The organism is Novosphingobium sp. BL-A-41-Hi4A-0G (assembly GCF_055521735.1).
Genome location: NZ_CM145501.1, coordinates 2,545,356 through 2,560,054, shown reverse-complemented (window position 1 = coordinate 2,560,054; position 14,699 = coordinate 2,545,356). Strand labels below are relative to the sequence as shown.

15 protein-coding genes are annotated in these 14,699 nt (G+C 66.0%); 5 read left to right on the top strand and 10 right to left on the bottom strand.

The window, feature by feature from the left end:
* Positions 1–35: 35 nt before the first annotated feature.
* Genes ACZ1JX_RS12435 through ACZ1JX_RS12425 form a run of 3 tightly spaced genes read left to right on the top strand, consistent with a single transcriptional unit; the run spans position 36 to position 2,390 of the window.
* Positions 36–1,034 (top strand): DUF7064 domain-containing protein, encoded by a 999-nt coding sequence (locus ACZ1JX_RS12435; RefSeq protein ID WP_465123858.1) that lies wholly within the window; start codon positions 36–38, stop codon positions 1,032–1,034.
* A 35-nt stretch (positions 1,035–1,069) separates the two neighbouring features.
* Positions 1,070–2,041 carry a DUF7064 domain-containing protein gene (locus ACZ1JX_RS12430; RefSeq protein WP_465123857.1) on the top strand — a complete coding sequence of 324 codons (972 nt, stop codon included), beginning with the start codon at positions 1,070–1,072 and terminating at the stop codon, positions 2,039–2,041.
* Between the two features lie 28 nt (positions 2,042–2,069).
* The gene (locus tag ACZ1JX_RS12425; protein WP_465123856.1) at positions 2,070–2,390 is read left to right on the top strand and encodes a DMT family transporter; all 321 of its coding nucleotides are present in this window, start codon (positions 2,070–2,072) and stop codon (positions 2,388–2,390) included.
* 36 nt (positions 2,391–2,426) lie between these two features.
* On the opposite strand, the gene ACZ1JX_RS12420 is transcribed toward ACZ1JX_RS12425, so the two are convergent.
* The 10 genes from ACZ1JX_RS12420 to ACZ1JX_RS12375 form a co-directional block, all read right to left on the bottom strand.
* Complete coding sequence (locus ACZ1JX_RS12420; protein ID WP_465123855.1) at positions 2,427–3,695, bottom strand: enoyl-CoA hydratase-related protein; 1,269 nt, start codon at positions 3,693–3,695, stop codon at positions 2,427–2,429.
* Positions 3,682–5,091, bottom strand: coding sequence for an AMP-binding protein (locus tag ACZ1JX_RS12415; protein WP_465123854.1), 1,410 nt, complete (start codon positions 5,089–5,091; stop codon positions 3,682–3,684). The genes ACZ1JX_RS12420 and ACZ1JX_RS12415 overlap by 14 nt, the downstream gene beginning before the upstream one ends.
* A 10-nt stretch (positions 5,092–5,101) precedes the next feature.
* On the bottom strand, positions 5,102–6,031 hold the full coding sequence (kce, locus tag ACZ1JX_RS12410) for a 3,5-dioxohexanoate:acetyl-CoA acetone transferase (RefSeq protein WP_465123853.1): 930 nt from the start codon (positions 6,029–6,031) through the stop codon (positions 5,102–5,104).
* A gap of 2 nt (positions 6,032–6,033) precedes the next feature.
* Positions 6,034–7,275 carry an acetyl-CoA hydrolase/transferase family protein gene (locus ACZ1JX_RS12405; RefSeq protein WP_465123852.1) on the bottom strand — a complete coding sequence of 414 codons (1,242 nt, stop codon included), beginning with the start codon at positions 7,273–7,275 and terminating at the stop codon, positions 6,034–6,036.
* Between the two features lie 19 nt (positions 7,276–7,294).
* Entirely contained in the window at positions 7,295–8,086 is a 792-nt protein-coding gene (locus tag ACZ1JX_RS12400; RefSeq protein ID WP_465123851.1) for an enoyl-CoA hydratase-related protein, read from the bottom strand.
* Complete coding sequence (locus ACZ1JX_RS12395; RefSeq protein WP_465123850.1) at positions 8,083–8,511, bottom strand: PaaI family thioesterase; 429 nt, start codon at positions 8,509–8,511, stop codon at positions 8,083–8,085. The genes ACZ1JX_RS12400 and ACZ1JX_RS12395 overlap by 4 nt, the downstream gene beginning before the upstream one ends.
* A gap of 24 nt (positions 8,512–8,535) precedes the next feature.
* Positions 8,536–9,297, bottom strand: a complete 762-nt coding sequence (locus ACZ1JX_RS12390; RefSeq protein ID WP_465123849.1) for an SDR family NAD(P)-dependent oxidoreductase — start codon at positions 9,295–9,297, stop codon at positions 8,536–8,538.
* A gap of 21 nt (positions 9,298–9,318) precedes the next feature.
* On the bottom strand, positions 9,319–9,798 hold the full coding sequence (locus ACZ1JX_RS12385; protein ID WP_465123848.1) for a MarR family winged helix-turn-helix transcriptional regulator: 480 nt from the start codon (positions 9,796–9,798) through the stop codon (positions 9,319–9,321).
* 74 nt (positions 9,799–9,872) lie between these two features.
* A complete protein-coding gene (locus ACZ1JX_RS12380) occupies positions 9,873–11,036 on the bottom strand; it encodes an acyl-CoA dehydrogenase family protein (RefSeq protein WP_465123847.1) in 1,164 nt (387 codons plus the stop codon).
* Between the two features lie 7 nt (positions 11,037–11,043).
* Positions 11,044–11,934, bottom strand: a complete 891-nt coding sequence (locus ACZ1JX_RS12375; protein ID WP_465123846.1) for an SDR family oxidoreductase — start codon at positions 11,932–11,934, stop codon at positions 11,044–11,046.
* A 138-nt stretch (positions 11,935–12,072) separates the two neighbouring features.
* On the opposite strand from ACZ1JX_RS12375, the gene ACZ1JX_RS12370 reads away from it, so the two are divergent.
* Entirely contained in the window at positions 12,073–13,500 is a 1,428-nt protein-coding gene (locus ACZ1JX_RS12370) for a hypothetical protein (protein ID WP_465123845.1), read from the top strand.
* Positions 13,500–14,699, top strand: coding sequence for an acetyl-CoA acetyltransferase (locus tag ACZ1JX_RS12365; RefSeq protein ID WP_465123844.1), 1,200 nt, complete (start codon positions 13,500–13,502; stop codon positions 14,697–14,699). The genes ACZ1JX_RS12370 and ACZ1JX_RS12365 overlap by 1 nt, the downstream gene beginning before the upstream one ends.

The window sequence follows — 14,699 nt, the reverse complement described above, 5'->3', positions numbered from 1 at the left end:
CCGCGCGCCCGCCCTGCCAACCGTGGACCGAAACCGTGATTACCGACCAGGACCTGCACCTGCACAACGGCAACTCGCCGTCGCTTGACCATGCCGAAACGCTATTCCTGATCTTCTCGGTCCCCGAGGAGCGGATCAGCGGCAACGCCTATGTCCTGTGCAGGCCCAACCTCGGCGTGTGCCTGTCGTCGATCTATGTGCACCAGGGCATTCATGCCAATGCCTGGACCGTCGACTATTCGGACGCGCCGATGCACGTGCCATGCCCGCCGACGATGGCTGACTTCACGCTGGAGAACGGGCTTTCGGTCAAAGGCACTAACGGCGCGCGCGACTATCGCTTCCGCTATGACGGGCGCGATGGGCTGTGCCGGTTCGACCTGTCGTTCCGTGGGCTGATGGACCCGTTCGATCCGCTTGATGCGGCGCAGAACCCGATGCTCGAAGCGTTCAAGGGCGACGCCGAGGCCTCGACCGGGGCGGGCGATGCATGGACCAAGGGCCACTATGATCTGGTCGGTCGGATCGAGGGCGAGCTGGAGCTTTACGGGCGCAATTTCGAGGTGTCCTGCGTCGACGGCCTCGACCGCAGCTGGGGGCCAAGGGCAGAGTGGAATTCGGCGCCGGTCTCGTGGATGCACATGACCTTTGGCGACGATCTTGCCTTCCATCTGGTCGTCACGCTCGACGTGGTCGGCGGGCAGCAGGTCTATACCACGTTCCGCTTCGGATATGCTGTGGTCGATGGTGAGAGCTGCGCGGTGGTTGCAGCGGAAGTCGAGGCGGAAAGCGTCGGCATGCTCGGCATACATCGCGTAGTGCGCATCACCGATGCCAAGGGGCGCCAGTGGGAAATGCACGGCGCGGCGATTGCGGCCGCGCCCTGGCACACCGCCTATACCAGCTTCATTTCGTTCCAGAGCCTCTACCGCTGGACCATGGGCAGCCGCGTTGGCTTCAGCAACGTGACCGACGTGATCGGCGTGACCACATTGTCGAAGCGCCTGTCGCGCCTCGGCGCAACGACTGCCTGAGCGGCAGGGCCAAACCTTTCGGAGAATGCAGGCCGATGGCTTTCGAACACATCCCCTCGACGATCCCCGCCTTTGCCGACGAGCACGACAATCGCCACCAGCTGCGCGACGAACCCCATGCGCGCGAGGCCGTGGCGCTGATGCTGCAGCTTCCCGAACGCGGGATTGCCGGGTTCATCTATCCCTGGATCAATGCCGACCGCACGGCAGGTGCCGCGGTGTGCCTGTTCGGTCCCGGCCTTGCCGCGCCGATCCAGGAGCGGTTCGAGGCGGTGGCGGTGCCGGCCGACATGGATTTCAGCGACTGGCAGGTGCAGGGCTTGCGGATGCAGGTGATCGAGCCGCACAAGACCGTGCTCTATTCCTTCCAGGGCGAGCGGGTGAAGATCGACTGCACTTTCGAGGCCTTCCACCCCGTCTTCCCGTTCAGCGCCCATCCGAACGGTTGCCCGCCCTACTACGCCGATGACCGCACCGAGCAGCACGGCCACGCCACGGGCACGATGGAGATCGATGGCGACCGGTTCGAATTCCGCTGCTTCAGCCAGCGCGACCATGCCTGGGGGCACCGCATCTGGGGTCTCAACCAGCACTACAAGTGGTTCCACGCCACCACGCCCTCGGCCGCGCTGCACTTCTTCGAGATGCAGAGCTTCGGCATCAAGCACGTGATCGGCTTCGTCTTCCGCGATGGCGCGATGGCGCAGGTTACCGACGCACGGCACGAATACCTGTTCGACGACGACATGCACCACGTGGCGTTCAACGCGCAGCTTGATGACGACATGGGCCGCACCACGCTGGTTACCTGCAAGACTTTTGGCAAGTTCGACTACGAGACCGATCCGAAGATCCTGCTGCGCGAATCCGCCATCACCGTGCAGATCGGCGATGAAAGCGGCACCGGCTGGTGCGAATTCTGCTGGAACAGGGATTACCTTGAATTCGCCAAGCCTTACGTGCAGCAGTTCCAGCCATTCAAGGAACTGACGTTCGCCCGCGACTGACGGGCGGACCCTGCCGCAAGGGGACCCGATGAGCGCCAACTGGCTGTTTCTGGCGCTGGCCATCGCCATGGAGATCGTGGCGACGTCGGCGCTGAAGGAGAGCCAGGGGCTGCGTCGGCTGCTGCCCTCGGCTGTGGCGCTCGTCGGCTATGTCATCGCGTTTGGCGCACTGGCGCGGGCGTTGCGGACAATTCCCCTCGGCGTTGCCTACGCGATCTGGTCGGGCACCGGCATTGCCGTGCTGACGCTGGTCGGCGTGCTCGTCTATCGCGACACGATCGGGCTGGCGCAGGGCGCAGGCATAGCGCTGATCTGCGCGGGCATCGCGCTGGTCTATCTGGCGCGGTAGGCCGTCGGGGTGCGCAACGCCTCGGCGGGCTGGGCGTCAGCCGATCAGGTCAGCCAAGCCGGTGGCGCCGCCGAGATAGGCCGGGACGGCACCCGAGCGGACCACGGCATGATCGAGCTGGAGGCATCCGGCTTCGTCGAGCGCGGCGGCTTGCGTGCGGCAGGCCTCGGCAAGGCCCTTGAGCGCCTGGACGAGGACGGGTTGGCCTTCGAGCCAGGTGCGTGCCGGTACGCGTGACTGCACCGGATCTGCGGAACCATTGCCGAAACCGGCTGATGCGAGGTCCGGGCAGATTGCCAGCGCCGCTGCGCTTGCCTGCGCTATGGCATCGGCGGCAGCGCTAACCGGCTGAGCTGGTCCTCCATCGCGCGCGGCCTTGTCGTAGGCCTGCTTGCCGAGGAACATGGTGCGGATCATGTTGCGTGCTTCGCGACGCTGGATGAGATGTGCAAAGACCGACATCTCGGCGCGGATCGCACCATCGATCGGCTGCATGAGGCCGAGTTCGACGCAATCGAGAATGGCGATGGGGGCAGGTTCGTGGCCCAACATGCGGGCAAGTTCGCGCGTGCGGTGGCGCGTGATCGCTTCGGCATAGTCGGCATGGGTTGGCGGAACCACGCCTTCGCGGTCCCATGGCTGCACCGCGTGGGCTTCGGGCGATAGCAGCCAGCGCTCCGCTGCGGCCACCTCTTCGCCCTCGGCGACGATCTTGTTGACGAGGCCTGCGTCCAGTGCGTCCGTGCCCTGGAGGTTGCGCCCGAGCAGCAGGACTTCAAGGCCAAGGTCCACGCCGACGAGGCGCGGCATGCGCTGCGTGCCGCCCGCGCCGGGGAGCAGGCCGACAGCGCATTCGGGCAGGCCGAGCATGGCGCGCTTCGAATCCGTGGCAACGCGGTAGTGCGCGCCGAGCGAGAGTTCGCAGCCACCGCCGAGCGCAACGCCCGCTATGGCCGCCGCAATCGGCTTGCCTGCCGTTTCCATGCGGCGGATGGCGTGGCTGAGTGGAAAGAAGTGGTTAAAGGCCATGTCGAAGCGGTCAGCCTGCGGGGCGGCGACGATCATGTCGTAGGCCACGCCGAGTTCGGTCAGGTCCGCGCCCGCGCAGAAGCCGGTCGGCTTGCCCGAACGCAGCACGACGCCGCGCACGTCTGCCTTGTGCAGCCATTCGGCGAAGGCACCCAGCTCGTGTATCGCCTTGTTCGAGAACACGTTCATCGACTTGCCGGGGCAATCGAACACGAGGTGGACGAGGCCGTTGTCCTGCATTTCGAGGCGGAACTGGGTCAGGTCAGGAAGCGTCATGGGAACTCCTTGCCAGCGTGCGCGGCTTGCGGAACTTGCCCGCATCGTCGCGCACGGGCGCGCTGGTGCATTCGATCGAACGCGGGTGCTTGGCCCGCGTCAGGTGGGATGAAAGGAAACGGGCAAGCTCGGGCAGGGCGAGGTTCTCGCCGGTCTCGATCACCGCGTGGACGGCGGCACCCAGATCCTCGTGCGGCACGCCGAAGACGGCGCAGCTGCGCACGGCCGGATGGCGCAGGATGGCCGCTTCGACTTCGGCCGGCCAGATGTTGATGCCGCCGCTGATGATCAGGTCGTCCTTGCGGTCGGCGAGGAAGAGATAGCCCTGTTCATCGACGTGGCCCATGTCGCCCACGCTTTCCCAGCCATCGGGGCCGGTCCGGCGATCAGCACCGATATAGCGATAGGTCGTTCCGGGGCCGGTCGCGGGCATGGCGAATATCTCTCCGGTTTCACCGGTCACCGCCTCGCTGCCATCGGCGCGCAGGATGCGGATGCGCGCATCGCCCAGCGGCCGACCGACCGAGCCGGGCCGGGCGAGCCATTCGCGTCCACCGATCCAGCAGCGCACGAGGCCTTCGGTCGCGCCATAGACTTCCCAGATGTGATCTGGCCCGCGCCAGTCGATCCATGCCTGCTTGAGCCAGCGCGCCATTGGTGCGGCGGTGTGGACGACGGTCTGCCAGCGCGACAGGTCGAAGGCGTCGCGCTCGGCCAAGGGCAGGGCCATGATGCGGTGCATCATCGTCGGCACCATCATCGCCCACTGGATCGATTCCCGCTCGATCAGTTCAAGCGCGGCACTGGCCTCGAAGCGGTCCATGGTGGCCACGGTCGAACCGCTCCACAGCGCAAAGACCGCCGCGCTGAACGGGGCGTTGTGATAGAGCGGACCGGGGACCAGCACGCGCCCGTCGCGCGGGATGGCGATGAAGCCGGTTTCGGGCGCGAAGGCTGCAGGTCGGCCATCGACGATGACTTTGGGTCGTCCGGTGCTGCCACCACTGGTGCAGGCCTTCCACGAGGCGGCGATTACCGGATCGCCGGTCAGGAGAGGCCGATCCGCAGCAAGGACCATGGCAACGTCAGCTGCATCGGCAAAGAGCGCCGGGCGCATCGTTTCGAGGATTGCGTCACGCTCTGGAATGGCCATCCTTGCCGAGAGCGGAGCAGGGGTGGCACCGGCCAAGTAGATGGCAAAGGCCAGCGCGATGAAGTCCGGGCCATTGGGCAAGGCGAAGGCGACGAGATCGTCGCGCGCGACGCCGCGTTCCACCAGCCAGCTGGCAAGGCGGCGCGCGCGGGCATCGAGTTGTCCGAAGGTCAGCCGCTCCTGCCCTTGGACCACCGCCTCGCGGGCGGGGTCATGACGGGAAAGCGTCGCTGCCAGCGACAACGGCTCCATTTCAGAAGCCCACCGCGTCGCCGCCCTTGAGGGCGAGAATTGCGCGCGCTTCGTCGGGCGTAGCGACCTCCAGACCGAGCCCCTCGATGATCTGGCGAACCCGCTCCACTTGCGCGGCGTTGCTGGGCGCCAGCTTGCCCTTGTCGAGCCACAGCGAGTCTTCGAGGCCGACGCGGACGTGTCCGCCCATGCTGGCGGCCATCGCCGCGACCTTCATCTGGTTTGCGCCTGCGGCCAGAACCGACCAGCGGTAGTTGTCGCCGAACAGCCGGTCGGCGGTGCGCTTCATGTGCATGACATCATCCGGATGCGCGCCGATGCCGCCGAGCAGGCCAAAGCAGGTCTGGATGAACAGCGGCCCCTGCACGAGGCCTTCGGTCCAGAAGTAGTGCAGGTTGTAGAGGTGGGCGGTGTCGTAGCACTCGAATTCGTAGCGGGTGCCGGTGGCGTTCAGCGTGTCGAGTGCGTAGCGGATGTCCTTGAAGCTGTTGCGGAAGACGAGGTCGTGGCTGGCCTCGAGCATCTCGGGCTCCCACGCGTGCTTCCACTGGCGCTCTTTGCGCAGCATCGGGAACAGGCCGAAGTTCATCGAACCCATGTTGAGGCTGGCGACTTCGGGCTTCCATGTCTCGGCAGGCTTCACCCGGTATTCGACGGGCATGTAGGGCGAGGCACCGGTGGTGATGTTGACCACCACGTTGCTCGACTGCTTGATCACCTTGAGGAACGGCGCGAAGTCCTCGGGCGTGTGAACTGGCCTGCCGTCGTGCGGATCGCGCGCGTGGAGGTGGACGATGGCCGCGCCCGCCTCTGCCGCGCCGAGAGCGCTCTCGGCGATTTCCTCGGCCGTGACGGGCAGGTAGGGCGACATCGACGGGGTATGGATCGAACCCGTGACTGCGCAGCTGATGATGACCTTGTTCGACGCCATGGCTATCTCTCCTGAAGGGCGTGCATCCCGTCGCGCCAGCTCCTGGCGAGCTCTTCGCGGTGCGCGGGGGCGGCAATGGTGATGAGCGCCTGTGCGCGGGCCTCGTGACCGAGGTCGCGCAAGTCCGCGACGCCGTGTTCGGTCACGACCAGATCGACATCGAAGCGCGAGAGCGAGACCGGACCATGGCCTTGCCCGGCAGGGACGATGCGGGTTGCTGAACCAGCGGCAGAAGGCAGGGCAATGATCCTGAGACCCCCGCCTGCGCGTGCGCCGCGTGCATAGTCGCCCGCGCCGCCCGGACCGGACATGAACCCGCGCGAGGATGCCTCGGCATGGACCTGTCCATAGAGATCGACTTCCATTGCCGAATTGATCGTGACCAGACAATCGATCCCGGCAAGGATCGCCGGATCGTGGGTGACCGTCACCGGGCGAAACTGGAAGTGTTCGTGGTCGAGACCGGCATAGAGCGCGGGGCTGCCGATGGCGACGCCGGCAAGCGCAGACGGCCCCGGTGCCATCGCACCCGAACGGACCAGCTCGAGCGCGCCATCGCCGATCAAGCCGCTGTGCAGACGCAGGTTGCGGTGCCCGGACAGCGCGCGCAGCACGGCATCGGGGATCTTGCCGAGGCCGGTCTGGAGCGTGGCGCCTTCGGGTACGAGCGGTGCGATGGCCGCAGCGATGGCTTCGCTCACCGCGTCCGAGCCGCCTGCCATCGTGCGCAGCGGCTGCTCGCTCTCATAGAAGGCGGTGATCGCGGAGAGGGGAATGCCCGGATCGCCCGGCGTGCGCTGCATGGCGGGATTGATGTGGGCGATGCGCACCGGGATATCGCGCCAGAGCGCGGCGATGAAGCCGGTCTCAGCGCCGAAACTGCACAAGCCTTCGGCATCGGGCGGGCTGCACATGAACAGCGCGGCGGCGGGCTTCTGCCGACGGTAGAGGCGCAGGATGTCCTGGTAGCACAAGGGCCGGAAATCGCTGCGCGGGCCTTCCTTGCGCAGTTCGGGCGTCTGGAAGAATGTCAGCACGCGGCTGTCGGGCCCTGCGTTCCATGTCGCCTTGTTGAGGCCGGGCACGAAGATGCCGGAGAAGGTCATCGCGCCCAGTGCGGGTCCGGCGGCGGAGACTTCGGCTGCGAGCAGATCGGATTCCGCTGGGCTCGACGAGACGAGCGTCAACCCGCCAGGCGGGAGAGCGCCGGGCAGGTCGCCGGGGCGCAGGTGCTTTGCAGACATGGTCCGCGCCCCTTCGCCCTTACTTGACGTACTTGTGGAAGTCGGGCGTGCGACGTTCCTGGAATGCGCGCATCCCTTCCTTCGATTCCTCGGAATCGTAGTAGAGCTTCACCGCGTTGAGCGAGAGCATCGAGATGCCGCGAATGTTGTCGCTGTCGGCATTGAAGCTGCGCTTGGCCAAGGCGAGTGCGGTGGGCGAGCGCTGGCCGAGCATTTCGGTCCATTCGTTGACCGCATCGTCGAGTTCGCCGGCGGGGACGACCTTGTTGACGAGGCCCATCTCCATCGCTTCCTGCGCGGTGTACTGGAGGTTGAGATACCAGATCTCGCGCGCCTTCTTGTCACCGACGTGGCGGGCGAGGAAGGCGGTGCCCCAGCCTGCGTCGACCGAGCCGACCTTAGGCCCGACCTGCCCCAGCTTGGCTGTATCGGCGGCGATGCTCAGATCGCAAAGCGTGGCGAAGACGTTGCCGCCGCCGATCGCGAAGCCGTTGATACGAGCGATCACCGGTTTGGGGATGTCGCGAATGGCCGACTGGAATTCGTCGATCGGCAGGCCGACGATGCCGCGCCCATCGTACTGGCCGTCCTTGGCGCTCTGGTCGCCGCCGGTGCAGAAGGCCTTGTCGCCAGCGCCGGTGAGCACGACCGACGAGACGCCCTTGTCGTCAGCGGCCAGCTTAAACGCGGCGATCAGTTCCTCGATCGTCTGCGCGCGGAAGGCGTTGTAGAGCTTGGGGCGGTTGATGATGACCCACGCGGCGCGTCCGCGCACTTCGTAGATGATGTCTTCGAACTGGGGCGTGCTCATTGTGCATCCTTTCCTTGGAAGTTCCGGTAAATGGCGCTGCTGCGGGCGACGGGCTTGCCGTCTGCGGTGATGAGCGCCTGGGTGAAGATCAGTGCGCGGGTGGTGCGCAGCAGGGTGACGTCGGCTGCGAGCCAGGTTCCGAGGCGGGCACCGCCGAGGTAGTCGACGGACAAGGAAACGGTCGGCGTGTGATCGCTTCCTTCTCCGCTGTAACTCCGAACGGCGAGCGCCTGGGCATCTGCAAAGGTTGCCATGGCGCCACCGTGCATGACCCCGAAGGCATTGCAGTGACGCTCGGCCACGCGGACCGCGAGCCGCGCCCCCTGCCGGTCGAGCCACAGCCCGCCGAGCGACCATTGCCCGACCCCGGTATTGAAGTCGCAGGTCCAGTCGCCGGGAAGATCAGGTCTCGCGTCAGTAAGCATGGCTCGCTCTCACCCCTAGGGCGATCAGACCATGTTCATGCCGCCGGAGACCGAAATGGCCTGACCGGTGATGTATCCGCCGTCTTCGGAAGCGAGCAGGGCGACGATGCCGGCGTAGTCCTCTGGCTCGCCCATGCGGCCGAGCGGGATGCCGCGTTCGAGCGATGCCTTCCACTTTTCGGCTTCGGGTCCGGTCCCTGCAACTTCGGCCATCATCGGCGTGTTGGTCGGCCCCGGGCAGACGCAGTTGCACAGCACGTTCTTGCGGGCCAGTTCGCGCGCGATCGACTTGGTGAAGCTGATCAGGCCGCCCTTGCAGGCCGAATAGACCGCTTCCATCGCGGTGCCGACCTTGGCGGCATCGGACGCGATGTTGATGATCCGCCCGCCGCCATTGGCGACCATGCGACCGGCCACTGCGAAGTGGGTGTTGAGGTTGCCGGTCAGGTTGATGGCAATGACCTTGTCCCAGAATTCGGGCGTAGTCTTGAGGAAGGGCGCCGGACGGTCCCAGCCGGCGTTGTTCACCAGCGTCCAGATCGGGCCGAGTTCTGCCTCGACCGCCTCGACCGCTGCCTGCACGGCGGCAAGATCGCTCACGTCGAGCTGCCAGGTGCGCACGGTGGCGCCTTCGCCTGCTAGCTTGGCGGTTTCCTCGCCAGCAGCGGTGCTGAGGTCGAAGATCGCGACCTTGCAACCTTCTGCCGCCAGCCGCAGGCTGAGCGCGCGCCCGATGCCCTGGCCTCCGCCAGTGACGATTGCGACCTTACCTTCAAGTCCCTTCACGTATTCCTCCATCGATTGCGGTCAGGTGTCGAAGTCCTGTCCGCCTTCAGCTTCGCCACCCACGAGTTCGAGCAGGCGGCCCTTGATCTTGACCAGCACGGCCGCAGCGGCATCGAGCTCGTCTTCGGTAACCGAGGCCAGAATGTCGGCTTCGACCGCGTCCACGCTTTCGCGGATGGTCGAGACCAGCTTCTGGCCAGCGCGCGTGAGATAGACGCGGCGCGCGCGCGCATCGCGTTCATCAGCGCGACGTTCGACGAAACCGCCCGTTTCCATGCGGTCGATCAGGCCGCCCACGGCAACCTTGGTCAGGTCGAGATCGGCGGCGAGCGCGGTCTGCGTCATGCCATCGCGTCGCGAAAGAAACGCCAGTACCCACCACTGCGAACGGGTCAGCCCGAGAGGCTTCAGCGCACGGTCCACGACGATGCGGCGCAGGCGCGACACGTCGTGGATGAGAAAGCCGAAACGCAGGCTTGAATCGAGATTCTTCTGGATCATCTGGAGAACTCCGGAAAGTGACGTTCCCGGACTAGTGACAGATGCGCCGTTAGCAAGAGGTTGGGTAAGCCGGTTCACCTTTTGCGGCCCAGCCGGCCCTTGAACAGGTCGCGCGAGATGATCGTCTTCATCACCTCGATCGAGCCGCCCGCGATCTTCACGATGCGCGCATCGGCATAGGCGCGCGCGATCGGATACTCCCACATGTAGCCCCAGCCGCCGAACAGCTGGAGGCACTTGTCGACCGTCTCGCAATGCAGCTCGGACGTGACCATCTTGGCCATTGCGGCATCGACCGGGTCGAGCTTGCCCTGCATGAACAGCTCGATGCACTTGTCGGTGAAGACCCGGGCCATCACGCTGCGCGCCTTGAGATCGGCGAGCACGAACTGGGTGTTCTGGAAGTCGGCGATGGTCTGGTCGAAAGCCTTGCGCTCGCTGGTGTATTCGACCGTATAGTCGATTACCGTTTCGACGACCGTTGCCGAGCGGATCGCCTGGGCGAGGCGCTCCTGCGCGAGCTTGGTCATCATCAGCGAGAAGCCCTGACCTTCCTCGCCGAGCATGGCATCGGCGGGCACGCGCAGGTTGTCGAAGAACAGTTCCGACGTGTCCTGTGCCTTCATCCCGAGCTTCTCGAGATTCTTGCCGCGATTGAAGCCGGGCAGGCTGGCGTCGACGAGGAAAAGCGTGACGCCCTTGGCGCCAGCGGTCGAGTCCGTCTTGGTCGCCAGCACGATCACGTCGCACATCTGGCCGTTCGAGATGAACACCTTCTGGCCGTTGATGAGGAAGTGGTTGCCGTCGCGCTCGGCCTTGGTGCGCAGGGCCTTGAGGTCGCTACCGGCGTGGGGTTCGGTCATGCCGAGCGAGCCAATGGCCTCGCCGCGCACCATCTTGGGAAGCCAGTGACGCTTCTGCTCCTCGCTGCCGAAGGTGAGGATGTAGGTTGCGACAAGGTCGGTGTGGATCAGGAAGCCGGGGCCGCTTGCGCCTACGCGCCACAGTTCCTCGAAGACGACCACGTCGAACAGGTAATCGAGGCCGAGGCCGCCGTATTCCTCGGGCACCGTACAGCACAGCAGGCCTGCTTCACCGGCCTTGAGCCACAGCTCGCGGGGGACGATGCCGTCCTTTTCCCACTGTTCATGATGGGGCACGATTTCCTTTTCGATGAAGCGGCGAACGGTCTCGCGCCACATCTCGTGCTCTGGCTGGAAGATGTTTCTTTCGATCATGGAAGTATCAGCCTTCGCTGCGCTGTGATTTTTCCTTGGCGACCGAGGCGGCGATGGCCTCGCGGGCGGCGCGCCACTGTTCGCCTGTCAGATTGGTGAGATCGGCAAATGTGCCCGGCCCTGCGAGATGCTGGCCGCCGTCGATCGCGATGGTCTGCCCGGTTAGGTAGGGGCTGGCGTCGGACAGGAGATAGGCGACGAGGTTGGTCAGTTCGGGCATCTGGCCGAACCGGCGCATCGGCACTGTATCGCAGTTCGTGGCCGAGCTTTGCGTGTCCGGGATCGGATTGAGCTTTTCCCATGCGCCTTCGGTGGGGAAGGGGCCGGGCGCGGTGGCGTTGAGGCGGATGCCGTAGGGGCCCCACTCGGCCGCGAGCGACATGGTCATCGCGTGGATCGCGCTCTTGGCCATGGCCGAGGGCACGACGAAGGCCGACCCGGTCCAGACCCAGGTTGTCAGCATCGACACGACCGAGCCGGGCAGGCCGTCGCGAATCCAGCGCTTGCCGCACGAAAGCGTGGCGTGGAACGAGCCGTCCATCACGGTCGAGGTGACTGCGCGGAAGCCGCGAGCGGAGAGCTCCTTGGTCGGGGCGATGAAGTTGGCTGCGGCGTTGTTGACCAGCCCGGTGAGCGGGCCGACCTGCCAGATCGCATCGATCATCGCATCGACCGCATCGGCATCGCGAATGTCGCACACGTAAGCGCCGACGGGCTGGCCGGTGGCCGCCGAGATGTCTTGCGCTGCCGCATCGAGCATGGCCTGACGGCGTCCGCAGATGTGGACGTGCGCGCCGAGCGCGGACATGGCATGGGCGATCTCGCGCCCAAGTCCGCCACCGCCACCGGTGACGAGCACGGACTTGCCAGCCAGTGCATCGTTCGTGAAGATTGGCATTGTCCTCTCCGTCTCGGCCCTTGCCAGATAATGTGAAGCTGTTTACTACATGATTCGAAGCTGTCAAGGCGGAGTGGCGGATTTTGGCCGGTCACACCCGTAAGGCAGATGATAGTAATGTAGTTATCGGAGGGCTGCTTGGGACACGGCATTACAGCGATTGGCGGATATCTCCCGCTGCTTCGCCTCGACCGGAAGGCCGCCGCGCGGGAGCTGGCGTGGTCGGGCCTGCCCATGCCGCGAGCCGGCACGCGCGCGGTTGCCGGGTGGGACGAGGATGCGCTGACCATGGCGGTCGAATCGGCGCGCGGCCTGGTCGGCGATGCTGCGCCCTCTGCACTGCGATTCGCCTCGACTTCGGCCTACTTCACCGACCGGGCGCAAAGCGCAATCGCGCTCGATGCCCTTGCCCTGCCACGCACCACGCGCTGCACTGACGCGGCCAATTCGCGCCGGGCTGGCACCAGCGCGCTGCTCGATGCCCTGCTCGGCGGGCGTGACGAGATCGTGGCGGCAGGCGAGAAGCGCTTTACCCAGCCCGGCAGCGCAGCACAGCTCGCCTTCGGAGACGGGGCAGCAGCGGTGCGGACCGGGGCCGATGCTGCAGCACGGCTGGTCGGCCATGCGAGCGTGACGCACGATCTGGTCGATCGCTATTCCTCGCAGGAGCACCCTGCGTCCTACGCCTACGAAGAGCGTTTCGTGCGCGACATTGCGGTGGGCGAGTTGCTTGTGCCTGCAGTGAAGGCCGCTTGCGCTGATGCGGGCATCGAGCCTTCGGATCTGGCCCATGTCGCGGTGGCAGAACCGGTTGGTGCTGCATGGAAGGTGGCGGCGCGCGCGCTGAGATGTGCGGCACCAAACCACTGCGAGGCGCTTGCGCATGTCGCCGGGGACCTCGGCGCAGCCCATGCGGTCTATGGCGCAGGCCTTGCGCTTGCGGCAGCGCAGCCGGGCGAATTCGTGCTCGTCCTGGGCTTTGGCAGCGGCGTCGATGCGCTGGTTCTTGCAGTCGACGCGCCTGTGCCGGGCGCCGCGGCAATGGCCGAAGCGCTTGGGCAAGGGCAGCGCCTGACGAGCTATTCGCGCTTCCTCAGCCTGGCGGACGGCGTCGATCTCGACTGGGGTATGCGCTCCGAGTTCGAGCAGAAGGCTCAGGCCACGGTGCTGGAACGCGTCGGGCGCGACATGATCGGCTTCATCGGCGGGCGTGACAGCCTTGGCAACGTGCAGTTTCCCAAGAGCCCCATTCCGGTCAACCCGGCGCTCGATGCGCCCGAGGTGCTGGAGGATGTGCGCCTCGCTGACCTTGAGGCGACGATCGTCTCGGTCACGGCCGACCGGCTCAATTTCACGCCCGACCCGCCGTTCGACTTCGGCCTTGTCCAGTTCGAAAACGGCGCACGCGTGCTGATGGAGATGGTTGACCGGCCCGAGGCAGGTTTTGCCGTGGGCCAGCGCGTGGGCATGCGCCTGCGCATCAAGTCGCGCAACGCGCGCCTTGGCTTTCGTACCTATTTCTGGAAGGCGGCGCCGCTGGCCCGCCCGCAACTGGGAGACGCCTGATGGCGAGCGGCATTCGCGACAAGGTGGCCATCGTCGGCATGGGCTGCACCCGCTTTGGCGAGCGCTGGGACGTCGGTGCTGACGGGCTGATGGTCGAGGCCTATGCCGAGGCACTGGCCGATGCCGGGATCGAGCGCAGCCGGATCGAGGCGGTGTGGGTCGGCAATGCGCTTGACGACATCAACGTCGGCAACAGCGCGCTCCCTGCTGCGCATGCGCTGCGGCTGGACAAGGTGCCTGTCACCCGCGTCGAGAACATGTGTGCGACCGGCACGGAAGCCCTGCGCGGCGCGGCCTACGCCGTGGCTTCGGGCGCGGTCGACGTGGCGCTGGCGATCGGTGTCGAGAAGCTCAAGGACACCGGCTACGGCGGCTTGCCGTTGCGCACCAAGGGCGTGCAGAACGACCTGTGGATGCCCTATGGTTCGGCACCGGGCACGTTCGCGCAGCTCGCTGGTGCCTATGCCGCGCGCCACGGGATCGACGCGGCAGACCTCAAGCGGGCGATGGCGCATGTTTCGTGGAAGAGCCACCAGAACGGCGCGCTTTCGCCCAAGGCGCACCTGCGCGGCGCGGTGGACATGGAAAAGATCCTCGGCGCGCCGCTGATCGCCGATCCGCTCGGACTGTTTGACTGCTGCGGCGTTTCGGACGGGGCGGCGGCTGCCATCGTCACCACGCCCGAGATCGCCCGTGCACTGGGCAAGGCCGATCCGGTCACGATCAAGGCGATCCAGCTTTCGGCCAGCAACGGCTGGGAAATGCAGTTCGGCGCATGGGACGGGGCTTCGGTGCCCAACACCCGCGCCGCGGCCGCACGCGCCTATGCCGAAGCCGGGATATCTGACCCGCGCGCAGAGCTTGATCTTACCGAAGTGCACGACTGCTTCTCGATCACCGAACTTGTGATCATGGAAGACCTCGGCCTGTCCGACGAAGGCCGGGCGCCTGCCGATATCCTGGACGGACGCTTTGACCGCGACGGTGCGATACCGTGCCAGCTAGACGGCGGGCTCAAGTGCTTCGGCCATCCGGTAGGCGCATCGGGCCTGCGCATGGCTTACGAGGTCTACAACCAGTTGCAGGGCCGCGCGGGCGACCGCCAGCGCGCCAAGGCCGACTTCGGCCTCACCCACAACCTCGGCGGATCGCCCTTCAACAGCGTTGCCGCTGTCGCGATCCTTGGCCGACTGAACTGA

What these genes read in the sequence shown, in the direction of transcription:
- ACZ1JX_RS12430 (WP_465123857.1), top strand. Translation starts at nt 1,070, where the DNA reads ATGGCTTTCGAACACATCCCCTCGACGATCCCCGCCTTTGCCGACGAG.
- ACZ1JX_RS12425 (WP_465123856.1), top strand. Translation starts at nt 2,070, where the DNA reads ATGAGCGCCAACTGGCTGTTTCTGGCGCTGGCCATCGCCATGGAGATC.
- ACZ1JX_RS12420 (WP_465123855.1), bottom strand. Translation starts at nt 3,695, where the DNA reads ATGACGCTTCCTGACCTGACCCAGTTCCGCCTCGAAATGCAGGACAAC.
- kce (WP_465123853.1), bottom strand. Translation starts at nt 6,031, where the DNA reads ATGGCGTCGAACAAGGTCATCATCAGCTGCGCAGTCACGGGTTCGATC.
- ACZ1JX_RS12405 (WP_465123852.1), bottom strand. Translation starts at nt 7,275, where the DNA reads ATGTCTGCAAAGCACCTGCGCCCCGGCGACCTGCCCGGCGCTCTCCCG.
- ACZ1JX_RS12400 (WP_465123851.1), bottom strand. Translation starts at nt 8,086, where the DNA reads ATGAGCACGCCCCAGTTCGAAGACATCATCTACGAAGTGCGCGGACGC.
- ACZ1JX_RS12395 (WP_465123850.1), bottom strand. Translation starts at nt 8,511, where the DNA reads ATGCTTACTGACGCGAGACCTGATCTTCCCGGCGACTGGACCTGCGAC.
- ACZ1JX_RS12385 (WP_465123848.1), bottom strand. Translation starts at nt 9,798, where the DNA reads ATGATCCAGAAGAATCTCGATTCAAGCCTGCGTTTCGGCTTTCTCATC.
- ACZ1JX_RS12380 (WP_465123847.1), bottom strand. Translation starts at nt 11,036, where the DNA reads ATGATCGAAAGAAACATCTTCCAGCCAGAGCACGAGATGTGGCGCGAG.
- ACZ1JX_RS12375 (WP_465123846.1), bottom strand. Translation starts at nt 11,934, where the DNA reads ATGCCAATCTTCACGAACGATGCACTGGCTGGCAAGTCCGTGCTCGTC.
- ACZ1JX_RS12365 (WP_465123844.1), top strand. Translation starts at nt 13,500, where the DNA reads ATGGCGAGCGGCATTCGCGACAAGGTGGCCATCGTCGGCATGGGCTGC.